Raw genomic sequence first — 12,949 nt, 5'->3', positions numbered from 1 at the left:
GGGCACCGGGGCGCGGGGGTTCGCCCGCCAGGATGTCCAGTTGACGGTTGATGACGCCGCTCGCCCGGTCGGCCAGCTGCTCCACCAGCTTCAACTGCCGCTCGAACAGGGCGTGCAGCTGCGGAGCTCCACCGTCGCCGGCGGGCTCCGGCGCGGCGCCGCCCGCCGGTTCCACGGCGGCGGCCACCGGGGCGGGAGCGACGACGGGCGGTGCGGTGACGGGTGGTGCGGTGACGGGTGGTGCGGTGGTCGTCGGCGGGGCTTCGGCCCGGCCCGGGGCGGGCGCCGCCGGGCTGGACGCCGGGGCCGTGACGGGCGGCGCGGTCGGCGCGGGCACGTCACCGCGCAGCCGGGACAGCTGCGTGGCGAGCCGACGCGGGGTGTCGGCGGAGTCGAAGAGGTCACGGACCGGGACCCGCACGCCGTACCTGTGGTCCAGTTCGGTGTTCAGCCCCATCAGGGAGAGGGAGTCCGCGCCCATCTCGAAGAACGACCGGTCGGGCTCGACCTCGTCCGGGGTCATGCCCAGCTTGGCGGCGGTCACCTCCTGTACTCCCCGCAGCAGTTCGTCGTCGGCCGCCGTGGCCGCGGTGCCGGCGACCGCCGGCGCTTCGACGACGACGGCGGGCTCGGCGGCGGGCACGGCGGCAGGCATGGCGTCAGGCATGGCGTCAGCGGGCACCGCAGGGGCCTGCGCGAGCGGTGTGGCCGGCGTGATCGGCGTGCCCACCGGCTTCCGGCGCAGCGGGTGCCCCGGCAGCGGCACCCTCCGGCCCTGCCCGGCGAGGACGGTCCAGTCCAGTTCGGCCCCGCGCTCGTGCAGCGATCCGAGCGCGGTCAGGAACCCCCGCACCTGGGAGGGCGCGTCGCCCTCGCCCTGCCCGCTCAGCCAGCGGCTGGCCGGTGCACAGTGCCGGCCGATCCCGGCGAGGGTGTTGCCTGCCCCGATCTCGACGAACTCCGTGCACCCCTGGCCGGTGGCGGTCTCCATGGCCAGGTCGAAGCGGACCTGGTCGCGGGCCTGGCGGCAGAGATGGTCCGCGTCGACGGTCCAGCCGACGGCACGCGCCAGCCCGTCGGCCGTGGTCACCACCGGGACCCGCAGCGGGCGGTAGGACACGCTCCCGGCCAGCTCGCGGAACTCGGTCAGCGCCGGCTCCATGAGGGAGGAGTGGAACGCCCGGTCGACGGGGAGCACCCGCGAGCGCACACCTTCCGCTCCGCACAGGCGGGCCGCCTCCTCGACGGCCTCCGGCGAGCCCGCGAGCACGTGGGAGAGCGGCCCGTTGGCCGTCGCGTGCTCGGCACCGGCGGCGTCCGCGACGCGTCGCGCGGTCGCGGCGTCGGCGCGTACGGCGAGCATCCCGCCGGGCGGGCAGGCGCTCTGCATCAGTCGGCCGCGCCAGGCGGTCAGCCGGACCCCGTCCTCCAGGGTCAGTCCACCGGCGGTGTGGAGCGCGGCGTACTCGCCGACGCTGTGTCCCAGCACCAGTGACGGCTCGACCCCGGCGGCCCGCCACGCGGCGGCGAGCGCGGCCTGGTGCGCGAACAGGGCGACCTGCGCGGTCGCCGTCGGCCAGACGGCGCCGGGAGACGCCGAACCGTCCGGGGAACCGGCGGCGGAACCGTCCGCGGGCTCCTCCAGCAGCGCCTCCAGCAGGTCACCGCCGTGTTCGGCGGTGTACACCTCGGCGCACCGCTCCAGCGTCCGCCGGGCCGCGGCGGAACCGGCGTACAGCCCGCGGGCCATGCCGGGACGCGCCGTCCCCTGGCCTGGGAAGGCGAAGGCGAGCGGCCCGAGCGGTCGCGGCGGGTCGGTCCGCTCGCCGGCGGAGGCCGCGAGCGCCTGGGCCAGCTCCTCGGCCGTGCCACCGACGACGGTGGTGCGCGCGGGACGGCGGCGCCGCCCGAGGGCCAGCGTGGTGGCCACATCGGCGGGGGCGAGTTCCGGTCGGCGCAGCAGTCGTTCACCGAGCCGGGCGGTCAGCTCGGCCAGGGTGTCGTCGTCGCGGGCCGAGACGGGTACGAGTACCGGCAGCCGCGCGTTCCCGTCCTCGTCCTCGTCCACCGCCGTCGCGGCTGGCGGGGCCTCCTCCAGCACCACATGGGCGTTGGTGCCGCCGACCCCGAACGCGCTGACCCCGGCGCGGCGGGGCGTGCCGTCCGGCACGGACCACGGGCCGAGCCGGGAGACCAGCGTCAGCGCGCTGTTATTCAGAGCGAGTTCGGGGTTGGGGCGGTTCAGGTGCAGGGTCGGCACCAGGGTGCGGTGGCGCAGCATCAGGACGGTCTTGAGCAGCCCGGCCATCCCGGCACAGCTGTCCAGGTGACCGATGCCGGGCTTGACCGAGCCGACCGCGCAGGCGCCGGCGGTCCGCTCGCCCTCGCCCAGCACCCGTGCGAGCGCCTCCAGTTCGACCGGGTCGCCCAGCGGGGTGCCGGTGCCGTGCGCCTCCACGTAGGAGATCGTCCCCGCCGGCACGTCCGCGTCCCGCAGCGCCTGGCGGATCACGTCCGCCTGGCCGGCGACACCGGGCGCCGTGAAGCCGATCTTGCGCGCGCCGTCGTTGTTCACGGCGGAGCCGAGGATCACGGCGTGCACGGTGTCGCCGTCGGCGAGCGCCCGGTCGAGCCGCTTGAGCAGCACGACGGCCACACCGTTGCCGCCGACGGTGCCGTCCGCCTCCGCGTCGAAGGCACGGCAGACCCCGGTCGGCGAGAGGATCGAACCCGGGTGGCTGCGGTAGCCGGTCTCCTGGGGGAAGTGCACCGCGGCCGCGCCGGCGAGGGCCATGTCGACCTCGCCGGTCAGCAGGGCCCGGGTGGCGAGGTGGACGGCGACCAGCGAGGTGGAGCACGCGGTCTGCACGCCGATGGCCGGCCCGGTGAGCCCGAGCCGGTAGGCGACCCGGGTGGCCAGGAAGTCCGGCTCACGGGCGATGGCGGTCTGCAGGCCGAGGGCGGGGTCGGCCCCGGCCGGGGCGTCGGCGGATATCGGCTGCCCGGTGGCGCCGGAGGGGCGCTGGTGGCCGTAGAGGTTCATGCCGGACCCGGCGAAGACGCCGGTTCTGGTCTCGGCGCCGGCGTCCTCGTAGCCGCCCTCCTCCAGCGCCTGGTGACAGCACTCCAGGAACAGCCGGTGCGCGGGGTCGGTGAGCCCGGCCTCGTGGGGGCTGAGGCCGAAGAACCGCGCGTCGAACTCGGTGACGCCGTCGAGTGTCCCGCCGACGGGCACCAGGTCGGGGGCGTCGCGCTGCTCGGCGGTCAGGCCGGCCCGGGTGAGTTCCTCGGGGGTGAGGCGCCGTACGTTGTCGGCCCCGTCGCGCAGGTTGGCCCAGAACTGGTCGGTGGAGTCCGCTCCGGGGAAGCGCAGGGAGACGCCGATGACGGCCACCCGCCGGTCGTCGGTGGCGTCCCGAGCGGGTTCGGCGGGTTCGGTGGCGCCGGCCGGTGCGGCCACTTCGGCCGGTGCGGCAACGCCGGACCGGCCGCGGGCCGGCGTGCCCGTGGCCGAGGCCGCCAGGTGCGCGGCCAGGGTGTCCGCCGTCGGGTGCTCGAAGAGGGCGGTCTGCGGCACGGTGGCCCCCAGCCGCTGCTCCAGGCGGGCCCGCAGCCGGATGATGTGCACCGAGGTCATGCCGAGTTCGTGGAACCGGCCGTCGGGGTCGACCGGCCGGCCCAGCAGGGCGGCCAGTTCCTCGCGCACCGCACGCGTCACCGCGGCGACGTCGCCGGTGGCGGCGCCGGAGGGCGCGGGGCTCCGCTCGGCCGGGCCCGCGGGCGGCGGGACGCGCAGGTCCCCGCGACGCACCTTGCCGGACGGTGTCTTCGGGAACTCCCCGGCGGGCACCGGGACCACGTGTGCCGGGACGAGCCGGAGCCGCTGGAAGAGGACCTCGCCGACCTCGCGCGTGATGCGCCGGTCCTCCTCCGCTCCACGGCTGACGAAGAAGACCGCGAGTTCCTCGGTGCCGGTGTCGGGCCGGGGACGGCCCGTGGCGGCGACCTCGCCCTGCCGGACTCCGGGCACGGCGGCGGCCACCTCCTCGATCTCGTGGCAGTAGAGGTTGTGGCCGTTGATGATGATGACGTCCTTGCGGCGTCCGGTGATGAACAACTGGCCGCCGTCGAGGTACGCCAGGTCGCCGGTGTCCAGCCACACGCGGCCCTCGGGGAAGGCGGCCGCGTCGGCCTCGGGGTCGTTCACGTAACCGGGGGTGATCCGGGCCGCCGAGCGCACCTGGAGCCGTCCGATCCGGCCGGCCGGAGTCGCTTCGCCGAGGTCGTCGACGATCCGCAGGGTGACGCCGTGGGCCGGCTCGCCGCAGCTGACGAAGGTGACGCACTCCTCGTCCGGCGTCCGCTCGCCGGCGTGCTCCAGGTCGCCGCCCAGGCTGGACTTGAGCAGCCGGTGCACGGTGCCGGGCCGGTCGAGCCGGCCGAAGGCGATGGCGGTGACCGTCTCCGCCATGCCCCACGCGGGGACGATGTGCTCCTCCCGGACCCCGGCCTCCCGCGTCGCGTCGAGGAACCGGCGCAGCACGGGCAGCGCGACGCGCTCTCCCCCGCAGAGCAGGGACTTGAGCGCACCGAGCTCCCAGCCGGAGGTACGGGCCCGGCCGGGCTGTTCGGCGAGGGCGTCCGCGACCAGCTGGTAGGCGAAGGTGGGCGCCCAGCTGTGACGGGCGCGGTGCTCGTGGAGGAGGTCGAGCCAGAGCAGCGGGTCGGCCACGACCCGTTCGGTCGGCGTGTGGACGTTGGTGGCGCCGGTGAAGACGGCGAGCAGGTGGTAGAGGAGGAACGCGCCGCTGTGGTCGACCGGCAGCCAGTTGACCAGGGTGTCCTCGGCGCGCACGTCGAGGATCCGGCGGGAGCTGGCGGCGAAGTCGGCCAGGCCGGCGTGGGTGAGGCGGGCGGCCTTGGGCACACCGGTGCTGCCCGAGGACAGCATCAGCAGCGCCGTGTCGGTGGGCTCCGGAGTGACATGGTCCTCCGCGGGGGCCCGGTCCAGCCGGTCTGCGACGGTCAGCACCCGCAGCCGGGGCGCCGCCTCGGCGAGAGTCCGCGCCGAGGCGGTGCCGGTGAGCACGGCGGGGCCGTCCAGGAGCCGGACGGCGCCCAGCAGGCGGTCCAGCGCGGGCGATCCGGCCAGCGGCTGGTCGGCGATGGCCACCGGCCGGATACCGCCGAGCACGCAGGCCCAGAACGCCGGGAAGAACTCCTCCAGCGGCAGTCCGCACAGCACGGCGGTGTCGCCGGCCCCCAGGCCGTCCTCGCGCAGGGCGGTGAGCAACCGGCTGGCCGCGTCCAGCAGTTCGGGGTAGGTCCGCGAGGTCGACGTGCCGTCCCCGGCCACGGTCACCACCGCCCCGCCCGCTGCGGAGCGGGCGGCCCCGACGAGGGCGCGCACCGCGTCCTCCGGGTCGTCTCCGGTCCGTTCCCGCTCAGGTCCCTGGCATATGACCTGCCCGCGTACCCGATTCATCAGCGCTCTGCTCCTCGCGTCTACAGGGTCGTCTCATCGGTCGCCGCGGCGTGCCCGGAGGGCCGGCGACGTGGTCGGTTGCGCGGCCGCGGCCGCGGGGAGTCGGTCCGCGCCCCGGTCGGCCGGGGCGCGGGCGTTCACTGTCGGGGGCAGGCCCGCGCGACGCTGCGCGGGCGAGGGGGCGTGGGTGCGCGACGGCACCCGGGCGCCGGGGCACCGAACTCCTCGCCGGGCTGTCCCGCGCGGGGTGCGCGGCCTGCGCCACGGCGGCGGGAACGGCGTACGGCGACGGCGCGACGGCCGGGGGCGCGGGACACCGGGCTCACGCGGGGCGAGGCCGGCTCCTCGCACGGGCGAAGCGCTCAGCTGAGGTGGACCGCGGGCGGGAGTCCCGCTCACCGCGGGGCGATCCGGCCGCCCCCGGCCCCCGGCTCGACATCAGAGCGGCGTGCCCGAGGGCGAGTTCATGTACCTGGCGCTCGCGGTGTGCCCGCGCGGCATGAAGGGTGGTGCCATGCGGAGAGTGTTCCAGACACGGAACCGGCACCCACCCGGGCGAACAGACCTCGGACTCGCTATTGGCCGTTATGTGACCAGCGATGGTTTTCGGCCAGCCGTGAACCAACCGGACCGGCGGCTCTCGACCCCGGCGGGGAGCCTGGAACCGTGGGGACGCGGCGCCCCGTCGCGAGCGATTCCGGCGCGGCCCATCGGGAGGGAGCACGCTCCGCGAACCCTCTGGACGTGGCCGAGAACAGCCGTATGGCGCCGGCGGGGCGGAGGTGGCCGAACCTGGTGCGGAGCGGCGGGACAGACCCTCCGGTCCGGCCGCGCGGCAGAGTACACCGGCCGCGCGGGGCCGACCGGCTGGAAACCGGCCGGTTCGGCTGGTTCTGTTCGGTGCCCAGCGATCCCACCCCACCCAGGGGTGACTTGACGCTTTCACACAGTAGCGTCGTCGGCGCCCCACCGCAGGAGAACGTCCACACGCGCCCGTTCCCCGGCCGGCTCGGCGCCGACGACCTGCGCCCGCCGGACCCGTTGGCCCCACCGGGCGGTCCGGCCGGTCCGGGCAGTCCGGGCGGTCCGGGCGGTCCGGCCGGTCCGGGCGCCCCTCAGCTCCCGCGTTCCGCCGGCGCGAACCGGTTGTCCCCGGCGGGCGGAGGGGGTTCGGCCAGGCGATGGCGGCGCACGCCGCGCAGCGGCACCGTGGTGGCGAGGGCGGCGGCGTGGCCGGGCGGGCCGCTCAGGTCGGTGAGATACGGCGGTTCGGCGGGCCAGGCCGGTACGCCGGGCGCGGTGGCGCGGGCGCCGGAGACGTCGACCTTCGGCGGTGGGGCGGCCAGCCCCAGCCCGCTCACCTTCATCGCGGCCTCCTTGCGGACCCACGCGGTGAGGAAGGCCGCGCGCCGCTGCCCGGCGGGCATTGCGCGGTGGGCGCGGAGTTCGTCCGGGGTCAGGGCGATGGCAGCGAGCCGGCCGGTGTCCGGCCGGTGCGACAGGGCGTCGAGGTCGGCCCCGACCCGGCCGGTGCCCACCACGGCCAGCAGGAGCCAGCTGTCGGTGTGCGAGACCGAGAAGTCGACCGGCCCGCCCGGCAGATAGGGACGGCCGTGCCGGGGGTCGTCGCAGTGCCCGCAGTCCCGGGCCGGTTCCACAGCCTCCGGGCCGGTTCCCAGGTAGGCGGCGAGGAGCAGCCGCTGGGCGCCGCGGGAGGTGAGGAAGGTGTCCCGCACGGGTCCGTCCGGGAGAGCCGCGAGCCGCCGCCGCTCGTCCGGGCCGAGCAGCGCGCGCCACTCCTCGCGGCGGCGCACGGGCACCAGCCAGAGATCGCAGACCCCGGGCGCGGGCGGAGGGCGGAACGCCGGCCGGTCCGCCGTCCCCGGAAGGGTGGGGACGGCGGTGGCGACGGCGGTGGTCACCGCTCCTCCCGGCGGGCCGCGCGGCCGTGCCGGTACTCCACGGCGACTGCGGGGGCCTGCGCGACCGCGCCGGACAGCGGTACCGGGGCGGCCGGGACGCGGGGGACCACCGGGCCGGTGCCTGTCGCGGGGGCCGTCGGCGCGCAGCGTTCACCGAGGGTGGCGAGCAGGCCCCGCACCGCCTCGGCGAGCTGACGGTCGGTGCCGGCGACCGGCCCGGAGGGCGCGATCTCGACCGCGACGTCCGGCTCCACCCCGCGATTCTCCAGACCCGCGCCCACCCCGCTGAGGTGGTAGCAGAACTCCGGCTGCGTGGTGACGGTGTCGTCGACCAGCTGGTGGCGTGGCCAGGTGCCGACGGTGCCGCCCCAGGTCCGGGTGCCGACCAGCGGCCCCAGCCCCTGCTGCCGGAAGGTGTGGCAGAAGATCTCGCCGTCCGAGCCGGTCTGCTCGTTGAGCAGCGCCACCATGGGGCCGCGGGGGGCCTCCAGCGGGTACGGCACCTGGCCGCTCCACCGGCTGTGCTCGGCCCCGGCGCGCCGCCGGGAGAGGCGGTCCAGCAGCATCGTGGAGACCTGTCCGCCACCGTTGTAGCGGATGTCGACGACCAGGCCCTCGCTGTCCACTCCGGCGAGGAACTGCCGGACGAAGTCGGCGTATCCGGTCCGGTACATGTCCGGCACGTGCAGGTAGGCGAGCCGGCCGCCGGACATCTCCTCGACCAGCCTCCGGCCCTCGGCGACCCAGTCCAGGTACCGGGTGCGCTCCTCGCTCCCGGAGGCGCGGACCACCACCCGGCGCGGCGGGGCGTCCGGTCGGCGTACCGTCAGCTCGACCTCCTGGCCGGCGAGTCCGGCGAGCAGTTCACCGGGCCCGAGCGGACCGACCGCCCGGCCGTCGACCGCCGCGATCTCGTCGCCGGGACGGATGTCCACGCCCGGCCGGTCGCAGGGCGAGCCCGTGGTGAGGTCCCAGGGCGTGCCACGCAGCACCCGGGCGATCCGCCAGCGGCCCGGACTGCCCGGCGTCGCCTCCCAGTCGACGCCGAGGAAGCCCTGGTCGCCGCCGGACGGGCCGCCGTAGTCGCCGCCCCGCTCGTAGGCGTGCGAGGTGTCGAGCTCGCCGTGCAGCTCCCAGAGCAGGTCGGACAGTTCGGCACGGGTCGCGACCCGGTCGAGCAGCGGGCGGTAGCGGTCGTGGACGGCGTGCCAGTCCGTCCCGTCCATGTCGGCGCGCCAGAAACCCTCCCGCTGCAGCCGCCATGCCTCGCGGAACATCTGCCGCCACTCGGCGGCCGGGCGAAGGTGGACGGTCACCCGGTCGAGGTCGACCCAGCCGGTCTCCCGGCCGGGCGGCGCGAGATGGTTGTCGAAGTCCTCCAGGCTCGCCCGGGGCGCGCCCGCCGGGACCACGCGCAGCCGGTGGTTGTGGCGGTAGAGCAGTGTGGTGCCGGTGGGGTCGGTGCCGATCTCGTCGACCGGGTCGAGGTAGTTCTCCACGGTCTCGCCGGTGGCGAGGTCGACCAGGGTGACCTGGCCCTCGGGTTCGGCGGCCTGGGCGTCGGGGTGCGGCGGCAGCAGCGGCACGCCGAGCAGCAGCACCGCGTCGGGGAGAGCGGCGAGCGCGGCGTAGCGGCCCTGCGGCATCGGCAGCGGAACCACCCGGCGTTCGATGCCCGCGAAGTCGATCCGCACCGTTCCGTCCGGGTCCGGGTCCGGGTCGGGCTCGGAGTCCGGCTCCGCGCCCTGGTCCGCCGGGTACGCGCCCGGGGATTCACGCGGCGGCACCGGAACGCCGGTGAACGGTACGGGGGCGTCCGCGGTCAGCAGCACCGCGTAGGGGCGGGCGCCGAACGGGAAGCCGATGTCGAACTGGACCTGGTCGTGCTCGGGCACCAGGTCCCGCTGCCCGACGAAGTAGAGGTAGCGGCCGAGCGGGTCGAAGACCGGCAGGGAGTCGCGGAGCACCGGCACCGTGATCCGGTGGACCTCTCCGGTGGCCGCTTCGGCGATCCGGACGGCGGTGGTGCGCAGCGTCTCGGGGTACGCGTATGCGAGCCAGCGGCCGTCCGGTGACCAGGCGAGGTCGTCGATCCTCCCGTGCGGGCCGGAGTCCACCAGCCGCGGGGACGGATCGGACGCGTCGGTGTCCACGGTCCACAGCTGCTGCCGGTTGGTGGCGAAGGCCACCAGCCCGCCGGTGGGGGCGGCCTCGAGCGCGGTGACACAGCCGAACTCCTCCAGCGGCACGCGGGCCATCTCCTCGCCTCCCGCGGCGGGGAGCAGCGCCAGCCGCTCGCCGGGCTGCTCGTCACCGGCGACGGCGACCAGCCGTCGGCCGTCGGCGAGCCAGCGCAGCAGCCGGTAGCGGACGCCGTCGGCCGCGCCGTGGCGGCGGACCGGTCCGTGCCAGGGGGCGAGGGTGAACGCCTTGCCCCGGGCGGCGACGGCGAGCCGGTCCCCCTCGGGGGAGAGCCGGGCGGCGTCGAGCTGGTCGGCGGCGGTCAGGAGGCGGCGTTCGTGCTGCACGCCGGAGGGGACCAGTTCCACCTCGATGGGGCGGTCCTCGCCGGTGGCCGGATCGAAGAGGCGCAGCCGTGCGCCGCGGTGGTAGACCAGCCGCCGCCCGTCGCCGGTGAGGCCCCGCGCGTAGAGGCCGCGGTGGGAGGTGTGCCGGGTGAGGCCGGAGCCGTCCGGGAGACAGGAGTAGAGGTTGCCGGTGCCGTCGTGGTCGCTGAGGAAGTAGACGCGCCCGCCCGCCCAGCAGGGGTCGGCGGGGTTGTCGGCGTCGGGGCGCAGCCGCCGGAAGTCGCCGCGGCCGTCCGGGTCCACCCACAGTTCCCCGGCCGCGCCGCCGCGGTACCGCTTGCGGCGGGCGGGGTCGGTCAGGCTGCGGCCGATGAGCACCGCCCCGTCGGGCCCGTGGGCGAGCGTCACCGCGGCCCCGGCCTCGACCAGCCGCGGCGGGCCGCCGTCGGGATGGACGGCGAAGATCCGCTCGCCGAAGGCGGCCGGCTGCCCGGCGGTGCTGGCGTAGAGGACCTCACCGGTGTCCGGGTGCCAGCCCGACGGGGTGCAGCGGGTGGCTGCCTGGGTGGTGAGCGGGCGGACCGGACCGCCGTCGGAAACGGAGAACACGCAGATCTCCGGGGCGCCTTCGGGCTTGCCGGTGAAGGCGACCAGCCGGCCGTCCGGCGAGAGCCGGGGAGCGGCGCAGGGCGTGGTTCCGGCGGTGAGACGGCGGGCGGCTCCGCCCTCGGCGGGGACCGTCCACAGGTCGTCCTCGCAGACGAAGACCACCAGCTCCCCGGCGATCGTCGGGTGGTGCAGATAGCCCCCGGCGGCCCCGCCCTGGGCACTGGCGCTGTTCATGTCCGGCCTCCGGAACGGATACGGTCCGCGATCTCGCGGCGCCGACGGTCGATCGAGCTCTGACGGCGGCGGACGTCGTCCTCGCTGTCGGTCCAGTAGCAGGCGGTCCGCCACTCGCCGACGGTGTAGGAGTCCCAGGGGCAGCGCACCGCGCGGCGCTCGGCCAGTTCCCCGGCCGAGACCAGCATGGTGTTGTGCTCCAGGACCTGGTTGACGACCACCCGCATGTTCAGTTCGGCGCGGATGTGGGCGTGGGCCGCGGCGACCGCGGCGGCGCCGAACGCGCCGCGGAAGCGCGGCAGCACCCCGAAGGACAGCTCGCAGCACTGGCTGCGCCAGTCGATCGAGCTGATCCAGGCGAAGCCGACGATGGCTCCGCCCGGCCCGCAGAGGGTGAAGTGCCGCTTGACGTCGTGCTCCTCGGCGATGGCCTTCCGCTGCCGGGCGACCAGTGCCTCGTCGGAGGTGACCACTCCCAGGTCGTTGAGGTTCGCCTGGAACCGCGCCTCGCGCAGCAGCGCGGTCCGCACCGGGATGTCGTCCTCGGTGAAGTGGCGCAGGGTGACGAGCGGCATGGTCAGCCCTCCCTGTCGGTGTGGAGGACCAGCACCTCGCGGTACCGGCCGGAGTGGAAGAGGTGGCCGGGCAGCACGCCGCAGGGTGTGAAGCCGCAGCTCTCCAGCGCCGGGAGGACCGGGGTGCCTTCGGGGACCTCGGCGACGAAGGAGGTGGCGCGCTGGTAGTCGGCGAGGAAGCCCAGCAGCGCGTCCAGCGGGGCGGGGTCGGCCGAGGTGGTGGCGACGTGTGCCTGACGCGGCTGGAGCGGGTTGACGGTGTAGCCGAGCAGCGCCTCGCCGTACCGCAGCACCTGGATCTCGCGGTCGCCGATGTGGCGGGCGAGCAGCGCGGTGTTCTGGGTGACGGGGTCGAGGCCGAGGAAGCCTCGGGTGAGTCTCACCGGTGCGTCGGTCAGGGCCCTGGCCGCCTCCTCGGGGGTCAGCAGCTCGGGGGCGGTGGGCGTCTGCGGGTCGCTCCCGCCCGCCGGGCCGGTGTCCTCACCGGTGGGGGCGGCCGCCGGGACGGCACGGGGCGCCGGGACGGCGGTGGTGGTCTCAGTCATCGCTGCACATTCCCCAGATCTGCCGGCCGACCGGCCGGCCGTCGAGCCACAGGGCGTGCGGGACCTCGGCCTCCCGGGCCAGTCCCGCCGCCCGGAGCACTTCCTCGGTGCCGGGCCGTCCCGGCGTCACCCAGCCGTGCACCCGCCGCAGGCCGAGTGTGCCGCGCGCGCGGTCCAGCGCGGCGGTGAGCAGCCCGGGCGCGTGGGCGGCGGCGGCCTCCGTCGTGAAGCCGGTCTCCAGCCTGGCGCGGCGGTGCACCCAGTCCACCTCGGTGAAGCGGACGAAGGCGCCGCCGGGCAGCACGTACAGCTCGTCGCCCGGCCGGTCCGCCGCGGGCGGCGGCACGCTGGCGAGGTCGGCGAACGGCGGGCGGCCGGGGTCCGGCAGGCCGAGCAGTTCGCCGGGCAGCCAGCTGCCGGTGAGCAGCGGCATGTCGGCCGCCCGGTAGCCGCGGAGCCGGACGGGCGTCTCATGGACGGTGTCGGTGATGGCGGGTGTGGCGGTGGTCATCGGGGCTCCCAGATCTGCGAGAAGAAGACGGTGCCGTGACGGCCTCCGTCACGCATGACCACAGCGGGCAGTTCGCCCTCCTCGCTGAGCCCGGCGAGCCGGGCGGCGGCGAGACCGCGGGTGTCCCACGCCCCGACACAGACGGTGATCCGGACCAGTTCGCGCTGCCAGCGCAGCCCCCGGACGACCTCCCGGTAGGCGGCGGCCCAGGCGCTCGTCGGCAGGGCGGCGGTCAGCCGCAGATGGAGCTGGAGGTGGCAGGCGTGCGCGCCGGCGACGTCCTCGGTCTCGAAGAGCCCGGCCGGGACGCCGTCGGCGAGGACCAGCCGGGTGTCCTCGCCGAGCAGGTCGAGCACCTCCCACTCGGCGCGGGTGTCGGGCCAGGCGGTGCGGAAGTGGAAGTCGGGCTCGGTGAAGAAGGCCAGCACCGCCGGGTGGTCGGCGGTGCCGACCGGGCGGGCGGACCAGGCGGCGGGCTCGCGCGCGGCGGCGGGACAGTTCGGCGCCGGCGCGACGGCCGCGGGGGCGGGGGCCGTCCCC

General features: G+C 76.2%; 7 protein-coding genes. All 7 read right to left on the bottom strand.

Features of this window, described 5'->3' with window-relative positions; all coding sequences use genetic code 11:
• On the bottom strand, positions 1–5,485 hold a 5,485-nt coding region (locus tag E0D90_RS16800; RefSeq protein WP_130799088.1), incomplete at its 3' end, for a type I polyketide synthase.
• A gap of 1,115 nt (positions 5,486–6,600) precedes the next feature.
• Positions 6,601–7,407 carry a 4'-phosphopantetheinyl transferase family protein gene (locus tag E0D90_RS16795; protein ID WP_157996877.1) on the bottom strand — a complete coding sequence of 269 codons (807 nt, stop codon included), beginning with the start codon at positions 7,405–7,407 and terminating at the stop codon, positions 6,601–6,603.
• Positions 7,404–10,778 carry a S41 family peptidase gene (locus E0D90_RS16790; RefSeq protein WP_130799086.1) on the bottom strand — a complete coding sequence of 1,125 codons (3,375 nt, stop codon included), beginning with the start codon at positions 10,776–10,778 and terminating at the stop codon, positions 7,404–7,406. The genes E0D90_RS16795 and E0D90_RS16790 overlap by 4 nt, the downstream gene beginning before the upstream one ends.
• Positions 10,775–11,353, bottom strand: coding sequence for a GNAT family N-acetyltransferase (locus tag E0D90_RS16785; RefSeq protein ID WP_103500988.1), 579 nt, complete (start codon positions 11,351–11,353; stop codon positions 10,775–10,777). Before E0D90_RS16785 ends, E0D90_RS16790 begins: the two co-directional genes overlap by 4 nt.
• A gap of 2 nt (positions 11,354–11,355) precedes the next feature.
• Positions 11,356–11,898, bottom strand: coding sequence for a GNAT family N-acetyltransferase (locus E0D90_RS16780; protein WP_130799085.1), 543 nt, complete (start codon positions 11,896–11,898; stop codon positions 11,356–11,358).
• Positions 11,891–12,409, bottom strand: a complete 519-nt coding sequence (locus tag E0D90_RS16775; protein ID WP_130799084.1) for a GNAT family N-acetyltransferase — start codon at positions 12,407–12,409, stop codon at positions 11,891–11,893. The genes E0D90_RS16780 and E0D90_RS16775 overlap by 8 nt, the downstream gene beginning before the upstream one ends.
• A partial coding sequence (locus E0D90_RS26620; RefSeq protein WP_157996876.1) for a hypothetical protein occupies positions 12,406–12,949 on the bottom strand: 544 nt, incomplete at its 5' end. The genes E0D90_RS16775 and E0D90_RS26620, both read right to left, overlap by 4 nt.

The organism is Streptomyces otsuchiensis, from assembly GCF_004305975.1.
GTDB lineage: Bacteria > Actinomycetota > Actinomycetes > Streptomycetales > Streptomycetaceae > Streptomyces > Streptomyces otsuchiensis.
This window is presented reverse-complemented; position numbering and strand designations above follow the sequence as displayed.